Origin of the sequence: Ensifer adhaerens, from assembly GCF_028993555.1 — a bacterium.
Taxonomy (GTDB): Bacteria; Pseudomonadota; Alphaproteobacteria; order Rhizobiales; family Rhizobiaceae; genus Ensifer; species Ensifer adhaerens_I.
In genome coordinates this window covers 2,581,737-2,597,683 of the sequence record NZ_CP118611.1, presented here as the reverse complement: position 1 = coordinate 2,597,683, position 15,947 = coordinate 2,581,737, and the positions used below count along the sequence as shown (strand labels likewise).

At 63.4% G+C, this 15,947-nt stretch carries 16 protein-coding genes and 1 pseudogene; 8 read left to right on the top strand and 9 right to left on the bottom strand.

Going from position 1 to position 15,947, the window contains the following annotated elements; all coding sequences use genetic code 11:
- The first annotated feature begins 271 nt into the window (after positions 1–271).
- From minC to minE, 3 genes are all read left to right on the top strand, one after another.
- Positions 272–1,018, top strand: a complete 747-nt coding sequence (gene minC, locus PWG15_RS31900) for a septum site-determining protein MinC (RefSeq protein ID WP_275025617.1) — start codon at positions 272–274, stop codon at positions 1,016–1,018.
- 115 nt (positions 1,019–1,133) lie between these two features.
- Positions 1,134–1,949 carry a septum site-determining protein MinD gene (gene minD, locus PWG15_RS31895; RefSeq protein WP_275025615.1) on the top strand — a complete coding sequence of 272 codons (816 nt, stop codon included), beginning with the start codon at positions 1,134–1,136 and terminating at the stop codon, positions 1,947–1,949.
- Entirely contained in the window at positions 1,946–2,206 is a 261-nt protein-coding gene (gene minE / locus PWG15_RS31890; RefSeq protein ID WP_077963279.1) for a cell division topological specificity factor MinE, read from the top strand. The genes minD and minE overlap by 4 nt, the downstream gene beginning before the upstream one ends.
- Before the next feature lie 95 nt (positions 2,207–2,301).
- On the opposite strand, the gene PWG15_RS31885 is transcribed toward minE, so the two are convergent.
- Positions 2,302–2,442: a cupin domain-containing protein gene (locus PWG15_RS31885; protein WP_275025614.1), complete on the bottom strand. Its 141-nt coding sequence runs from the start codon at positions 2,440–2,442 to the stop codon at positions 2,302–2,304.
- Between the two features lie 52 nt (positions 2,443–2,494).
- Complete coding sequence (locus tag PWG15_RS31880) at positions 2,495–3,586, bottom strand: citrate synthase/methylcitrate synthase (protein ID WP_275027286.1); 1,092 nt, start codon at positions 3,584–3,586, stop codon at positions 2,495–2,497.
- A gap of 60 nt (positions 3,587–3,646) precedes the next feature.
- Between PWG15_RS31880 and PWG15_RS31875 the strand changes: the two genes are divergently transcribed.
- From PWG15_RS31875 to PWG15_RS31865, 3 genes and pseudogenes are all read left to right on the top strand, one after another.
- On the top strand, positions 3,647–4,792 hold the full coding sequence (locus PWG15_RS31875) for a citrate synthase (protein ID WP_275025612.1): 1,146 nt from the start codon (positions 3,647–3,649) through the stop codon (positions 4,790–4,792).
- 297 nt (positions 4,793–5,089) lie between these two features.
- Positions 5,090–5,536, top strand: a complete 447-nt coding sequence (locus PWG15_RS31870) for a hypothetical protein (RefSeq protein ID WP_275025610.1) — start codon at positions 5,090–5,092, stop codon at positions 5,534–5,536.
- A gap of 196 nt (positions 5,537–5,732) precedes the next feature.
- Positions 5,733–6,914: pseudogene (locus tag PWG15_RS31865) on the top strand (Do family serine endopeptidase); the annotation flags it as partial.
- A gap of 82 nt (positions 6,915–6,996) precedes the next feature.
- On the opposite strand, the gene PWG15_RS31860 reads toward PWG15_RS31865, so the two are convergent.
- Positions 6,997–8,064 carry a helix-turn-helix domain-containing protein gene (locus tag PWG15_RS31860; RefSeq protein WP_275025609.1) on the bottom strand — a complete coding sequence of 356 codons (1,068 nt, stop codon included), beginning with the start codon at positions 8,062–8,064 and terminating at the stop codon, positions 6,997–6,999.
- A 141-nt stretch (positions 8,065–8,205) separates the two neighbouring features.
- Between PWG15_RS31860 and PWG15_RS31855 the strand changes: the two genes are divergently transcribed.
- A complete protein-coding gene (locus PWG15_RS31855; RefSeq protein WP_275025608.1) occupies positions 8,206–9,264 on the top strand; it encodes an alpha/beta hydrolase family protein in 1,059 nt (352 codons plus the stop codon).
- Positions 9,265–9,458: 194 nt separating this feature from the next.
- Entirely contained in the window at positions 9,459–9,863 is a 405-nt protein-coding gene (locus tag PWG15_RS31850; RefSeq protein ID WP_275025606.1) for a cupin domain-containing protein, read from the top strand.
- Here PWG15_RS31850 and pcaD read toward each other — a convergent pair.
- The 6 genes from pcaD to PWG15_RS31820 form a co-directional block, all read right to left on the bottom strand.
- On the bottom strand, positions 9,856–10,638 hold the full coding sequence (gene pcaD / locus PWG15_RS31845) for a 3-oxoadipate enol-lactonase (RefSeq protein WP_275025604.1): 783 nt from the start codon (positions 10,636–10,638) through the stop codon (positions 9,856–9,858). The genes PWG15_RS31850 and pcaD overlap by 8 nt on opposite strands.
- A gap of 168 nt (positions 10,639–10,806) precedes the next feature.
- Positions 10,807–12,138: an MFS transporter gene (locus PWG15_RS31840; RefSeq protein ID WP_275025603.1), complete on the bottom strand. Its 1,332-nt coding sequence runs from the start codon at positions 12,136–12,138 to the stop codon at positions 10,807–10,809.
- A gap of 41 nt (positions 12,139–12,179) precedes the next feature.
- Complete coding sequence (benD, locus tag PWG15_RS31835; protein ID WP_275025602.1) at positions 12,180–12,968, bottom strand: benzoate diol dehydrogenase BenD; 789 nt, start codon at positions 12,966–12,968, stop codon at positions 12,180–12,182.
- Positions 12,965–13,987 carry a benzoate 1,2-dioxygenase electron transfer component BenC gene (benC, locus tag PWG15_RS31830; protein ID WP_275025600.1) on the bottom strand — a complete coding sequence of 341 codons (1,023 nt, stop codon included), beginning with the start codon at positions 13,985–13,987 and terminating at the stop codon, positions 12,965–12,967. Before benC ends, benD begins: the two co-directional genes overlap by 4 nt.
- Before the next feature lie 39 nt (positions 13,988–14,026).
- Positions 14,027–14,515 (bottom strand): benzoate 1,2-dioxygenase small subunit, encoded by a 489-nt coding sequence (benB, locus tag PWG15_RS31825; protein WP_275025598.1) that lies wholly within the window; start codon positions 14,513–14,515, stop codon positions 14,027–14,029.
- Positions 14,512–15,870 (bottom strand): Rieske 2Fe-2S domain-containing protein, encoded by a 1,359-nt coding sequence (locus tag PWG15_RS31820; RefSeq protein ID WP_275025597.1) that lies wholly within the window; start codon positions 15,868–15,870, stop codon positions 14,512–14,514. The genes benB and PWG15_RS31820 overlap by 4 nt, the downstream gene beginning before the upstream one ends.
- Positions 15,871–15,947: the final 77 nt, after the last annotated feature.

The window sequence follows — 15,947 nt, the reverse complement described above, 5'->3', positions numbered from 1 at the left end:
CTCCAATGTCAACTCCCTTCGCGAGGCCCGGCGAATCGCATGCAACGGGATCGAAGAATCATCCTCTCGCCAGAGGGCAGCAGACGGTCAAATCCGCCGGCGCGACGGCAACAGTGGCCAAAAGATCGGTTTGGTCCGGCAACCAGATTCGCCTTGTTTTTCAGTGCCGGAAGACCAGCCGCGGGACCCGCCTCATTAACCTTCGCACTGCTGAATTAACCATTTGTTAACCATTTCCTCGATACACCGAGGCAACGGAAAATTTACCAAGATGAACGATGTGTTAACCGAATCCCGGCCGATCCGCCTCAAGGGGCGATCCTTCCTTGCGCTAGCGCTGACCCCCGAGCTTCCCCTCGAGGATTGGCTCACCCGGCTCGACGATCTGGCGTCCCGCTCCGCCGGCTTCTTTCTCCGGCGCCCCGTCGTGCTCGACGTCGATGGCCTCGAAATCGATCGTTCGCAACTGCGCGATCTCGTGGACCAGCTCGGCAAACGCAATGTCCGGATCATGGGCATTGAAGGCGCTCGCCAGTCGCTGCTCGGAGCCGACTTGCCGCCGGCCATGAACGACGGGCGTCCGGCAGCCGACTACGAAGCGAAGATGGCAGAGCAGGCCGAGAAGGCGGAGCCCCTGGAAGTCGCAGCGGAAACCGTCCTCACGGCCGAGCCGGCTGCTGCCAAGGCAACACCTTCGATGGTCGTGACCCAACCGGTGCGTTCCGGCCAGTCGCTGTTCTTCCCCGAGGGCGACGTGACGATCATCGGCTCGGTCGCTTCCGGTGCCGAAGTCGTCGCCGGCGGATCGATCCACATCTACGGCGCACTGCGCGGCCGGGCGATGGCCGGCACCACCGGCAATGCTTCGGCGCGGATCTTCTGCCGCAAGCTCGAAGCGGAACTGATTGCGATCGACGGCTTCTACAAGACCGCCGACGACATGGAGCAGAACCTGCGCGGCAAGGCCGTGCAGATCTGGCTCGACGGCGAAGCGCTCAAGGCGGGAACGCTCGGCTAGGGCGAGGCAAGGAAGAGTGCGGATGATTGCCGTCCGCACCGGATGATTCGGGTCGATTCGGCCGGGATCATGAGGATGTAGGCGAAGGCGAATTCTTAGATACTTGGAGAGACGTATGGGCAAGGTAGTCGTAGTTACATCGGGCAAGGGCGGCGTCGGCAAGACGACGTCCAGCGCCGCACTGGGCGCCGCACTCGCTCAGAATGGCGAGAAGGTCGTCGTCGTGGACTTTGACGTCGGTCTTCGCAATCTCGATCTCGTCATGGGCGCGGAACGCCGCGTCGTCTATGACCTGGTCAATGTGATCCAGGGTGAAGCCAAGCTGTCGCAGGCGCTGATCCGCGACAAGCGCCTGGAAACGCTCTACCTGCTGCCGGCCTCGCAGACCCGCGACAAGGACAACCTGACGCCGGAAGGTGTCGAGAAGGTCATCGCCGCCCTTCAGAACGCCTTCGACTGGGTCATCTGCGATAGCCCTGCCGGCATCGAGCGCGGCGCGACGCTGGCCATGCGCCACGCGGATATCGCTATCGTCGTGACCAACCCGGAAGTCTCGTCCGTGCGCGACTCCGACCGCATCATCGGCCTGCTCGATTCCAAGACGCTGAAGGCCGAAAACGGCGAGCGCATGGAAAAGCACCTGCTGCTCACCCGCTACGACCCGGTTCGCGCCGAGCGCGGCGACATGCTGAAGGTCGATGACGTGCTCGAGATCCTGTCGATCCCGCTGATGGGCATCATCCCGGAAAGCGCCGACGTGCTGCGCGCTTCCAACGTCGGCTCGCCGGTGACGCTCGCCGACAACCGCTCGGCCCCGGCGCTCGCCTATTTCGAGGCCGCCCGCCGGCTGAAGGGCGAAGCCCTGCCGATCACCATCCCGGGCGAGAAGCGCAGCTTCCTCGGCAAGATATTCGGAAGGAAAGCTGCATGAACCTGTTCCGTTTGTTCTCCCGCACCCAGTCAGCTCCGGCCGCCCGCGAACGGCTGCAGGTGCTGCTGGCCCATGAGCGCGCATCTGCCGGCGATTCTGATCTCGTCACCAAGCTGCGCGACGAAATCCTACAGGCGATCTCCAAGCACATGCAGATCGACGACGACAAGGTCCGCGTAACGATGGAGCGCGGCCCCCAGGTCTCGACGCTCGCCGTCGACATCGAGATTCCCTTCGACGCAAAAAAGGCGGCCTGACGGCCGCCAATTCGTTCCGGTCGACCTCAAAATCGTCTCCGGATGCCCTTAGCCGGACAACATCGACAGATGTTGTCCGGCTTTTTCGTATGAGGTCAGAACTCCGGCGCAACGCCGAAAGCCAACTCCACCTTCTCACCCGTCATGTTGAAATACTGGTGATCGAAACCCGCCGGAATGTAGAAGCCGTCACGCGGATTGAGCTCGAACCAGACCTGGCCTTCGGCGTCCGGCACCTGCGAAATGCGCGGGCGATCGGCGCCCCACGATAGGGCGCCGCGCTGACGCTCAGGCCGCCTGTTGCGGCAGCGGCCCGACATAGAGCGAACGCGGCCGGATAAGACGACCTTCCAGCGCCTGCTCGCGCGCGTGGGCGACCCAGCCGACCGTCCGGCCAATCGCGAACACGCCGGTAAAGGCGTCGCGCGGGAACTTCAGAGCGTCGAGCAGAAGCGCCGTATAGAACTCCACATTGACGTCGAGCGGACGGTCGGGCTTGCGCACCTTCAGGATGGCGAGTGCCGATTGCTCGACGGCTTCCGCCAGTTGAATGCGATCGCGGTTGACCGGGTCGGCGGCGGTCAGCTGCTTCAGTGCACCTTTCAGCGCGTCGGCGCGGGGATCGCGGACACGATAGACGCGATGACCGAAGCCCATCAGCCGTTCGCCGTGATCGAGCGCCTCGGAGAGCCAGACTTGCGCGTTCTGCGGTGTCCCGATCGCATCCAGCATGTCGAGCACGGGCCCTGGCGCACCGCCGTGAAGCGGCCCCTTGAGCGCGCTGATTGCAGCAAGCACCGAAGACGTGAGACCGGCTTTCGTGGACGCGACTACGCGGGAGGCAAAGGTCGAGGCATTGAGACCATGGTCCGAGATCGTCACCAGATAGGCGTCGAGCGCCACCACTTCCTCTTTGCTCGGCACGCTTGCACCGAGCATTGCGAGAATGTCTGCGGAATGGGACAGCGACGGTGTCGGCGCGACAGGGGTCTCGCCTCGCTTCAAGCGCAGCGCCGCAGGCAGGAAGACGGCTGGAGCGGCCAGCAGGCGCAGCGCCGTATCGAGATCGTCACCATCCGGGAGGCGGGCGATCAGCGCACGCATGATGTCGACTGGCGGCAATTCCAGCAACGCATCGTCGATGGCGTGAACGTGGCCGAACACTTCTGCCCGTTTCTGCCCGAGGCGCCTGGCGAGTTCGGCCCGATCCGGAGCCGGCCCCAGCAGCCCGTCAAACAGCAGAGCCACGACATCCTCGTAGCTGGCGTAGCTGACCAGGTGATCGAGCGATACGCCACGGATGATCAATTCGCCGGCCTCGCCGTTGACATGGGAGAGCTGCGTTTCGGCGGCCACGACGTCTTCAAGTCCGTTCTTCATCATCAAGTTTCTCCTTTACGCCAGGGATGATCCGACCTAGACCTATTGACGTCAATCTTGATGCAATCGATCAACATGAAGACACTCTGGATCACCGCCGAAGAGGCGCTCGCCCGGCTCGGCAGCAAGCGGCAGACGCTTTATGCCAATGTCAGCCGCGGGCGTATTCGCGCCAAGCCCGACCCAGCCGACCCGCGCCGCAGCCTGTATCAGGCCGACGACGTGCATCGGCTAGCCGAACGCCATGCCGGACGGCGGCAGGCGGCGGTCGTCGCCGCCGAAGCGATCCGCTGGGGTGAGCCGGTTCTGCAGACGACGATCTCCAATATTACCGGCGGGCGACTGTTCTATCGCGGTCGCGATGCGGTCGAACTCTCCGAGGACGCGACGCTGGAGCAGGTCGCAACGCTGCTCTGGCAAGCATCCGAGACAGTGATCATTCCCGCCGGCGATCACGGCGGCAGCCAATCGCGCCTGGCTACGACGTTCGCACGTCTGGCTGCTCGCATTGAAGGCGACCTGCCGGCGCTCGGCCGCCGTCCGGCGATATTGAAGACCGAGGCCGCCCATGTGCTTGCGAGTGTTGCGACGGGAATGGCGCCATCTCCAGAGCAGATGCCGCTGCACCAGCGGCTGGCGCTCGGCTGGGGGCGGCCGGAAGCGTCGGAGCCGATCCGCAAGTGCCTGGTGCTGACCGCGGAACACGAACTCAACGTGTCGGCCTTCGCAGCCCGGGTCACGGCGTCCTCTGGCGCGGCGCTTTCCGCCGCCACGCTCTCGGGACTTGCTGCGCTGACCGGGCCCAGACATGGCGGCGCCTGGCTCAGCGTCACGCGGCTGGCCGAACAGGCAGCGGCGAGTGGCGTGCGCGAAGCGATCCGGGGAATGCTTTCCTCAGACGGCGTGGTCAGAGCGTTTGGCCACCGGCTCTATCCCGATGGCGATCCGCGCGCCAAGGCGATCATGGCGAGCTTCGAGGTGCCTGCACTCTACACCACCTTGGCCGAAGCCGGCGAGGAGTTGCTCGGCGAACCGGCCAATCTCGACTTTTCGCTCGCCGCCCTGGCAGCGGCCTATGCTCTGCCTGAAGATGCGCCGCTCGCCATTTTCGCGCTTGCGCGCACCGTCGGCTGGCTCGCTCATGCGATGGAACAGATCGAAAGCGGCGAGTTGATCCGCCCTCGCGCGCACTATGCCGGTTCCTAGCTATGTCATCGATGCCGACGCAAACACGGAGTCCGCAGCCCCTTTCCGCGGCATGGCGAGAAGAATAGTCTCCAGGAGATAAACGCTGATAGCGTTTATTACATAATTTTAACAATTTGATTTTTCAAGAAAAAATCGAGAAATATTACATTATATTAACATGACTAGCGCGCATCGAAGTATTACCTTCGAACCGAGGCTGAATATTGCCGGCGACCGCTTCGGCCGCGACGCGACAATAGGAGACAGCCTTGCAGGGAAGCTCCTCCCGCTTCCCGCGTTGAAGGAGATGCAGATATGCGCTCGCCCCTCAAGACCACCACCATCGCAACCCTTGCCCTCGTCGCTTTCGCCGGCGGCGCCTTTGCGGCCGATCACCACGACTTCGGTCGCGACAGTGATAAGGGCGCCTACACGGGCGATTACTACCAGGGCATTTTCACCCAGGACGGTATGGCCGCGCCGGCCATGCCGGTCTACCGCGTCCCGGTTCACATGGCATCGTCGCGTCTCGACCACGTCCTGCATGAACTCCGGGTCGACAACCACCGGATCAATGCCGACCGCGAACAGGGCAAGCTGACCGCGGCAAACTATGCGAAGCTTGAACGCGAAGACGGCGCAGTGCGCGCCCAGGCGGTCAGGACCGCCGCCGCCCATAACGGCATGCTGCCGACGCAATCCTATGCGCGGCTGCAAAACGAAGTTCGACACCTCGACCGGGACATCGCCCGGATGGCGTGATCGCAAGGTAAATGCGGTTCACCCGGCTTCCGGGTGAACGTCACCGACGGCGCCGGGCTCGAGCTGGGCCCGGTCCCTCGGCAATCGGCACAAGCCCTCACACGAAGCCGACCGAAGCAATAAGCCGTGCTCGCCTCCCAGACCGGGGCGCACGCCTGAGGTTTCTCGGCGACCTGGCAGCGAAAGGAACAAGATCATGTCAAACATTCTCATGAGGTACCGTGCTGCCGCCCTCCTTGGCGCAGCGATCATCGTCGCGCCCTTTTCCATGGCAGCCTTTGCAGGCCATGAAGCGGCTGCGGCTGCCGGAGCCGGTCCAACTGTTGCGGTCCCGGCTGCGTCCGGCGCCTCCTTCGCTCCGATCGTATCGGCAGACAAGCCGGCGGTCGTCACCATCACCACCGTGATCAAGGCCGACAACGCCGGCGACGACGAAACCTCGCAACTCGGCGGAAACTCGCCCTTCGACGAACAGTTTCGTCAGTTCTTCCGCGATCAGGGCATTCCGCTGCCGGACCCGGCTCCGCAGCAGCGCCCCGCCCAACGGGCCGAAGCACTCGGCTCCGGCTTCGTCGTCACCGCGGACGGCTATATCGTCACCAACAACCACGTCATCGACAAGGCGTCGAGCATCACGGTAACCCTTGACGACGGCACGCAAATGCCCGCCAAGCTTGTCGGCGCCGATCCGAAGAACGATCTCGCCGTTCTGAAGATCAGGCCGGCGAAGCCGCTTGCCACGGTTGCCTGGGGTAATTCCGACGGCCTCAGGGTCGGCGACCAGGTGCTTGCGATCGGCAACCCGTTCGGCATCGGCACGACGGTGACCGCCGGCATCGTCTCGGCACGCGGGCGCGATCTGCACAGTGGTCCCTATGACGACTTCATCCAGATCGACGCACCGATCAATCGCGGCAACTCCGGCGGACCGCTGGTCGATGCTGCAGGCCGAGTGGTCGGCATCAATACCGCCATCTATTCGCCCAACGGCGGCAGTGTCGGCGTCGGCTTCGCCATTCCTTCGGATCAGGCGCAGAAGGTCGTCGCCGAGTTGATGAAGGACGGCTCGATCCAACACGGCTTCATCGGCGTGCAGATTCAACCGGTGACGGCTGACATTGCCGACGCGATCGGCCTCCGTCAGGCAGAAGGCGCGCTCGTCGCCGGCGTCAATGATGGAACACCGGCCGCCAAGGCAGGCCTCAAGGCGGGCGACATCATCACCGCCCTCGGCGGCAGCCCGATCAAGTCGCCGCGCGATCTCTCGCGCATGGTCGCCGACCTCTCGCCCGGCACGTCGAAGAGCTTGAGCGTCTGGCGGACCGGCAAGACCAAGGATCTTTCGATCACCGTAGGCCGCAACGCCGGTGATCAACAGTAGCCGGCGGGCCGCCTCGCGGCGGCCGACAGCCAGGTCCTGCCCATTACCTGTCCGGCCGCACGGCGGCCGGGCACAATTGTCAGCGATAGCCTGTGGCGTTGATCGCCCCGCCCTCTTGGCCAGGCTTTTCCTTCCGGTTTTGCTCGCGCCAGGATCCGGGACTCAAGGATGTCACCCGGCGGAATTCGCGATTGAAATTCGATTTCGTCTGAAAGCCGGATTCGAGCATGGCCGCGGTCACCGACATGTCGGTCTCGCACAAGAGACGGCAGGCGTCGGCAATTCGAAAATCGTTGATGTACTGCGAGACGTTCTTGCCCGCGAGCCGATTGACGGCGGTCGATATCTGCCGCGCCGGCAGGCCCGCGCGCCGCGCCAGACGTGACAAGGTGAGGTTGTCGTCGCGGGCCAGTTTCTGGCTGACCAGCAACTGTTCGATCCGGTCGAGGATCTCCCGGTCCTGCGGCACAGAAGAAGCTGGGTCCTCGTCAACGATCGTGCCGGTGACCGGAAGCGCTCGTGCACGGTCTGCGACCATCGCGGTCAGTCCGATGAAGAGCAATCCGAGCATATTCGCATTGCTGACGATGAGGCCGATATTCGCCCCCTTCGTCCATTCAAAGTCCAGAATGATCGCAAGATCGAAGAGGGCCGAAAGACAGAGCGAGAACGCGGCAATCACCAAAGCGCGGTGCGCCGCGACGGCACCTTCGAAACGCGCCTCGTCCAATGCGTCAGTGCCGGTACGCGCGAGGTTCAAGAGCGCCAGTGCATATCCGACATACTCGACGATCAGGGCGAAGTCGATGTATCCCGGAGCAAGCAGCACGAGCATGAGCATGCCGATCGTCGGCGTCGCGTGAATCCACCCGGCGCCGGGAACGCTTCGCTCCTGGCTGCGGATCAGGCTGTAGAAACTCGCGAGCACCAGTGGCGGCACACCGCTTGCGAGCACCGGCAGAGCAAATCGCAATGCTGCAAAGTCATAGCCCCAGCGCAGACCGACGACCACCGACTGAAGGGCGCAGAGTGCCACCAGGGCGAGAAACGCTCGATTGCGCTTCGCAGGCTCGTCGCCACGCAGCATGACAACCAGCAGGATCAGTAACAGCAAGGCGACGACGAACGGCAACGGCAGAAAGATCAAGAGCTGGTCCTTTGGTGGGCAAACAACCTGGGAAGTCTTGGCTCAGATCGCGATTCGGGACGACCTGAATCGTGATCAAGGACGCAGAGAGGCGTAAGGCCGGCGACGATGATGCCTCTTTTTCAACCCAGCGAGATGCCCATGCCCCTCTTCCAGTTCCTGCCCGCCGCCATCTTCATCCTGGCCGCTGCCACCCCCTCGCATGCCCATGAAATCGGCGTGCGCGAAATCAGCGTTCCGGCTCCCGAACGAGGGCGAGATCTCTCCGTCACCATCTGGTATCCGGCTGCGGCCAGCGGCGAAACCACCCTTGTCGGCGACAACCAGATCTTCAAGGGAACGGAGGCCGCAAGGAACGCCCCCGCCCTCTCGGGGGCGTTCCCCCTGGTCGTCGTTTCGCACGGTTCCGGGGGCCGCGTGCAAGCGATGAGCTGGCTGGCGACTGCGCTCGCAAAGGCGGGCTTCATTGTTGCCGGCCCCAACCATCCCGGCACGACCAGCGGCGATTCGACGCCCGCCAACACGCCGAAGCTCTGGGAACGCACGGCCGACCTTTCCGCCGTCATCGACAAGCTCACCGGCGCTGGCGAATGGAACAAGGTTATCGACGCCGACCGGATCGCCGTCCTCGGCTTCTCTCTTGGCGGCTCGACCGCCATGGAGATATCCGGCGCTGAGGCGAGCCTCGACGCCTATGCCCGCTATTGCGACAGCTACCGGAAATGGGATTGCGCCTGGTTTTCCGGCGGCAAGGGCTATGTCGACGACACGCCGGTCGCGGTCGACAAGCTCGATCTTCGCACCATCGACAAAGCCCGTTTCGAACAATCGAGCCTTGACCGGCGCGTCAAAGCAGCCGTGCTGGTCGATCCCGGTCTCGCCCAGGCCTATAGGGAAGAAAGCCTGAAGAAGATCGAGATACCGATGCACTTCATCAATCTCGGCAGCGCAGAAACCATCCCCCTGGCCGTCGCCTCCAAGCCTTTGGCGGCGCTGACGCCAAAGGGCTCCTATGCGGCAATTGCCGGCGCCGACCACTTCAGCTTCCTGCCGGAATGCAAGGACGGCGCCGCCGAAGCGCTGAAATCCTTCGGCGAAGTCGACCCCATCTGCGAGCCGACCGAGCGTTCCCGCGCCGACATCCATGCCGATATCATCAAGCTGGCGCGCGAAGCCCTGCAGCAGAGCCTTGGTGAATAGCGGCTGGTGAGAGCGCCGGGCTGGCGGCGATACGCACTCCGGATCGCCGTCCTGCCAAGGCCGGACCATGCTTTGCCGTCGCCGCGAAATACATAGGCTTACAAAAAGCGCGCCCGGCCGACATACGGCCCATACACGCCTCCGCTCGAATGAGGATGCTTCCAACGACGCGCACTCGATCAACGGAGAACCCCATGAAAACGACCCGCATCATTGCCGCAACCCTACTGATCGCCGGCAGCATGACGACGCTTCGCATGGCTGAAGCTCAGCAGATGCAGGGCATTCAGCGCACCGACCTGATCAAGAACGAGATCAGCGTGCCCGGGCACGAAGCCGTGCAGGTTCGCGTCGACATCGACCCGGGCACTGCGTCGATCAAGCATTCCCATCCGGGCGAAGAAATCGCCTATGTGCTCGAAGGTTCGCTGGAATACCAGCTCGAGGGCCGGGCGCCGGTGACGCTTCAGGCGGGCCAGGCGCTGTTCATTCCGGCTGGCGTTGCCCATGTGGCGAAGAATGTCGGCACCGCCAAGGCATCGGAACTCGCGACCTACATCGTCACCAGGAACGCGCCGCTCGTCGTTCCAGTCAAGTGAGGAATTCGAGCAGCGCCGCGTTGAATGCCGGCGCGGACTCGATGTTGACGATATGGCGCCCGGGCAGCGATAGATGCCGGCCTCGCTGCACGCGAGCGGCGATGTTTTCGAGGTCGGACGGCGGGCAAACCGGATCGTCGCTGCCGGAAATGGTGAGTACGGGATTGGGAATCTCTACGATTTCTTCTCGCAGATCCGCGCCCGCCAGCGCAGTGCAACCGCCGACATAGCCATCGGTCGAGGTGGTGCCGAAGCTTTCGAGGACGCGATCGACGGCATCACGATGGCTGGCTGCGAACTGCGGGCTGAACCAGCGTTCGGCCGTAGCAGCGGTCAAGGCTGCAAGACCACCGGTCCTGACGCTATCGATGCGCGCGGCCCAGCCCTCGGGTGTGCCGATCTGCGCCGCCGTTGCGCAGAGCACGATCTTGTCGAGACGCTTGCCAGCGTGCACGCCGAGCCATTGCCCGGTCAGGCCGCCGATCGAGAGGCCGCAAAAATGCGTCCGCTCGATCCGAAGCGCGTCCAGAAGCGCCAGCACATCATGGCCGAGATCGGCGAGCGCATAGGGCGGAGGCGGCGCCAAGGAGCGACCATGGCCGCGCCGATCATAACGCAGCACGCGGAAATGCGGTGAAAGCGCCCCGATCTGCGCGTCCCACATCGAAAGATCGGTGCCGAGCGAGTTGCAGAAGAGCAGCCAGGGCGCATTGCCACCGTAGTCGCCGTCGATGCTGTAGTGAAGCCGGTGCGTGGGAAGATCAAGATAAGCCATGAAACAGGAACTCCAATGGGGAAAGCCGCCAGCGATGGCGGCTTCGATGTTGCTGGCGCGGCGCCGCGGCCCTGGCGTCACGTGCGCTGCGATACGTAGATACCGACAGGGCGCGCTCAAGGGGGCGGTGACCGAATGCTCTTAAGATCCGGCCACCATCGCCATTCCCTAAGCTGTCGCCAGCCGCGCAACCTCGACGCGGCGGGCATTGCTGATCGCGAAAATGAGCATGGCGAGCGCAGAGACCGCCGCCGGTATGGCGAAGATCGCGAAGTTCTGCTGCAGCGGAAACTCCTGCGCCAGGAGCACGCCGCCGAGCGTCGGGCCGACGATCGCCCCGATGCGGCCGACGCCCGAGGCCCAACCCAGCCCGGTGGAGCGAACGGAGAGGTTATAAAGCTGCGCCACGCTGGCATAAAGCAGGATCTGCGTGCCGATGGTGGTGGCGCCGGCAATGAACACCATCAAGAACAGAAGGGCGGGTGGCAGGCTGAAGCCGATCAGCGCGATCGAGAACGCGGCCGCGACGAAGAAGCCGACCACCACCTTCGGCAGGCCGAACCGATCTCCGAGCCAGCCACCGGCAATCGCCCCGACCATGCCGCCGAAATTGAGCGAGAACAGGCTGAGCAGGCTCGCTTTTTCGGCATAGCCGGCCTCCTGCAGCACCTTCGGCAGCCAGGACGACAAGAGATAGACGAGCAGCAGGCAGCAGAAGAAGGCGACCCAGAGCATGAGGGTGCGAAGCGTGCGCTGATGGCGGAAGAGCTCGAGCACCGATGCCGAGGCGCCCTTCGTCTCGGAAAAAATCAGCCGGTCCGCCGGGCCGAGGTGGGTGCTGGGGTCGATCTTCGCGTAGATGCGCTTCGCCTCTTCCTGCTTGCCCTGACGGATGAGGAAGCCGAGGGACTCCGGCAGCTTCCACAGGATCACCGGCAGCATCAAAAGCGGCACCGCGGCGATGAAGAACATCGGCTTCCAGCCATAGGACGGAATGAGACCGATGCCGAGACCGGCCGCAACCATGCCGCCGACCGAATAGCCGGAGAACATCAGCGCGACCAACGTGCCGCGCAGCCGCTTCGGCGCATATTCGTTCATCAGCGCCACGGCATTCGGCATCAGCCCGCCGCAACCGAGACCGGCGAAGAACCGGAAGATCTTGAACTGCTCCGGCGAACTGGCAAGGCCGGTGAGGAGCGTCGAGACGGTAAAGAGCACGAAGCTGATGGCGATGCCCTTCTTGCGACCGATCCGGTCGGCGAGCGGGCCGAAGATCAGCGCCCCGAACATCATGCCGAACAGCGCCCAGGCCTGCAGCGCGCCTGCCTGCGGCTTGCTCAGGCCCCACTCGGCAATCAGCGTCGGCAACACGGTGCCGGCGACAAAAACGTCGTAACCATCAACGATCAGGAGCAACGCCGACAGCGCCACCACCATCCACTGGAAGCGCCCGAGCGGGCTCCTGTCAATTGCCTCATTCACATCGATAGAGCGCATCATCTCCTCCCCAGGTTATTGCGCGTTTCAATTCAAAGCCGTCAGCCGAGATCGCCGCCGGCGACCGGCAGCACGCTGCCGGTGATGTAGGAGGCCTCGTCCGAGGCCAGGAACAGAATGGGTGCCGCCTGCTCTTCGATGCTGCCGTAGCGCTTCATGAAGCTCGACTGCTTTACCTGGCTAACGACATCGCCCATCCAGGCCTTCTCGGCTTCATTGTCGCCTGCGGCATTGCGCGGAATACGGCGTGGCGGCGCATCGGTTCCGCCGGGTGCCGTGGCGACAACACGGATGTTGCGCTCGGCAAGCTCCATCGCCAGCGACTGGGTGATGGCGTTGACGCCGCCCTTGGCCGCAGAATAGGGCACGCGATGGATGCCGCGTGTGGCGTTCGAGGAGACATTGACGATGGTGCCGCACCCGCGGGCAAAGAGATGCGGCAACACGGCGTGGCAACAGTAAAGCGTCGGCATCAGCGAGCGGCGGATTTCCGCGTCGATCTGCGCCGGTTCGAACTCGGCGAAGGGCCGCATGCGGATCGCGCCGCCGACATTGTTGATCAGGATGTCGATGCCGCCGAATGTTTCCGCAGTGAAACGCATCGCTGCGGCGGCACCCTCGTGGGTTTCGAGATCGGCGGTGAAGGCCGCCGTCTCGGCACCCGTGGCCTCAGCCGCCACCTCTGCGACGAAGTCGGCGCGATCGACGAACACCACCTTGCCGCCTTCCGCCGCGGCACGCAGCGCGACCGCGCGGCCGATCCCTTGTGCCGCACCGGTGACGACCAGCACCTTGCCGGCAAAGCGCCCCTCGAAGCGAGCCGCGCTCATGCGGCCTCCTTCGCCACGACATTCGGCGTGAATTTCTCGTAGTGGAAGCTGTTGGGTTTCACGCCGGTGTCGTCGAAGTGCTTGCGTACTGCGTCCACCATCGGTGGCGGGCCGCAGAGATAGACATCGACGTCGCCGCCGTTCAGCAACTCCTGCGGCATATGCTGGGTGACCCAGCCCTTACGCGGATGGCTGGAGGCGGCATCCGCCACGACCGTTGAGAAGGTGAAGTTGGGAAGGCGCTTCGCATAGGCCTCGATGTGGTCGACCAATACCAGATCGAGATCGCGAGTGACGCCGTAAATCAGATGCACCTTCTGGTCACGGTTGGTCCTGGCGAGCTGTTCGAGCATCGACAGGAACGGCGCAAGACCGGTGCCGCCGGCCAGAAACAACAGCGGGCGCTGGACCTCCCGCAGATAGAAGCTGCCGAGCGGGCCGGTCAGTTCAAGCTTTGTCCCGGCTTCGGCGCGCTCAAGCCATGTGCTCATGAGCCCTCCTGGGATCTTCTTGATCAGGAAGCCGAGCCGCTCATCACCCGGAGCCGACGAGAAGGAATAGGAGCGGCTCTGGCCGCTACCGGGCACGTCGATATTGACGTATTGACCCGGCAGGAAGGCGGGTGCCGCGTCCGTGTCCAGTTCCAATACGATCGCCGCATCATTGTGCGGGATGACCCGCGCCACCGTGGCGGTGAACTTCTGCTGCCCGGTCTTGCAGGCGGCAGACGTCGTCGGCACGGCGATAACGCAGTCGCTCGAGGGCTTCATCTGGCAGGTGAGCACCAGGCCGTTTTCAGCCTCGTCCGAGGTCAGGGCATCGTCGATGAAGTCGTCGCCGAGGTCGTAGGTGCCGCTTTCGGCGCGGCACTTGCAGGTGCCGCACACCCCGTCGGAACAGTCCATCGGCAGGTTGATCTTGTTGCGGAAGGCGGCGTCGAGCACCTTCTCGTCGTCCCGGCATTCGACGAAGCGGGTCACCCCGTCCTCGAAATTCAAAGCGATCCTGTAGCTGGCCATGGGTGCTCCTCCCTTTCCTGTCTCATCAGGCAGCGGTCATCAGATGTGGTAGACGTCGATGACCTGGCGGATGTAGTCGTTCTTCAGCACGATCTTCTTGTGCGAGATCGTGAGCCCGTCGCCGCTCTTGCGCAGCGTGACGAACATGGTGCCGAAGAAATGGTCGGTGACCTTGTAGCGGTGGTTGAGCGTGTGGAAGTTGTAGCGGACGTCCACCTCCTCACCGCGATCGGCCACGAGCTCGACATTGCTGACGTTGTGGCTGGTACGCGGTTCCGGCGTGGAGGCGCCCGAGCGCTCGGTCTTGATGCGGAAGACGCGATCTTCGAGGCCATCGCGGCTCGGATAGAAGATCAGCGAGATCTCGGATTGCGGGTCTACCGTCAGCTGATCGTCGTCGTCCCAGGCCGGCATCCAGTAGGTGACGTCGGGCGCGTAGCAGGTCAGCCATTCGTCCCACTCACGGTCGTCGAGCAGGCGCGCTTCGCGATAGAGGAAGGCGCAGGCGGCTTGATAGGAGATGCTCATGCGACCGCTCCTTGTCTTTCAGAGGCAAGCGCTGCGCGCATCACCTTCGCCCAATATTCATGCTGGCGGACGAACAGGCCTTCATCCTCGCTGCGCTCGCCCGAGAGCAGTGGCTGAAGCCCCATGCGCTTGGCATTATCATCAGGTCCGTCGATCCAGAGCGGTGCCCCGCGCGACAGATCGTTCCAGAGTGCAGTGATGCCGGCGTAACCCTGCTGGCAGGCGCGGAATTCCTCGAGATCGTCCGCCGTGCCCATGCCCGACACGTTGAAGAAATCCTCGTATTGGCGGATACGGAGCGCCCGGTCGTGAGCGCTTTCGCCCTTCGGCGCGAAACAGAAGATGCTGATCTCGGTCTTGTCGACGCTGATCGGGCGGGTGACGCGGATCTGCGTGCTGAACTGGTCCATCAGGAAAACGTTCGGATAGAGGCAGAGGTTGCGGGTCTGGTTGACAATGAAATCCGCCTTCACATCACCAACGCGCGCCTTGATCTCGTCGCGGGCGTGGAAGACCGGCCGGACCTCGGGGTTCATGGTGGTGGTCCAGAGCAGGATATGGCCGTTGTCGAAACCGTAGACGCCGGCAATCGAGCGGCTCCAGCTCGAGGCGTCGACCGCCTTGGTGCCCTCCTCGTGACGTCGACCCATGGTGGCGGAATAGTTCCAGTGGACGGAGCTGACGTGATAGCCGTCGCAGCCGTTTTCCATCTGCAGTTTCCAATTGCCGTCATAGATGTAGGAGGAATTGCCGCGCAGCACTTCCAGGCCGTCAGGTGCCTGGTCGACGATCTGGTCGATGATGACCTTGGTTTCGCCGAGGTAGTCTTCGAGCGACGAAACGTCAGGGTTCAGGCTGCCGAACAGGAAGCCTCGATAGCTCTGAAACCGGGCAACACGCTTCAGGTCGTGCGAACCATCTTTCGCAAACTGCGGCGGATATTGCGTGGTCTTCTCGTCCTTCACTTTCAGCAGTTTGCCGGTGTTGGAGAAGGTCCAGCCATGGAAGGGACAGGTGAAGCTGCCCTTGTTGCCGTGCTTGCGCCGGCAGAGCATGGCGCCGCGATGGGCGCAGGCGTTGATGACCGCGTGCAGTTCGCCTGATTTGTCGCGGGTGACGACGACGGGCTGCCGGCCGATATAGGTGGTGTAGTAGTCGTTGTTCTCGGGGATCTGGCTCTCATGGGCGAGATAGACCCAGTTGCTTTCGAAGATGTGCTTCATCTCCAGTTCGAAGAGATCTTCGTTGGTGAAGATATCGCGGCGGCAACGGAACGTGCCTGCTTCGTGATCGTCCTCGACGGCGGTCGCGAGCAGATGGTCAAGGGCTTCGGCTTTGTCGATAACTGCAGACATGGTTCTTCTCCCGCAAACGGCGCGCCGCATTCGGCCTGGCGATTGCAACAATGTCGGTGGTCAGGGGGCGGCGGCTC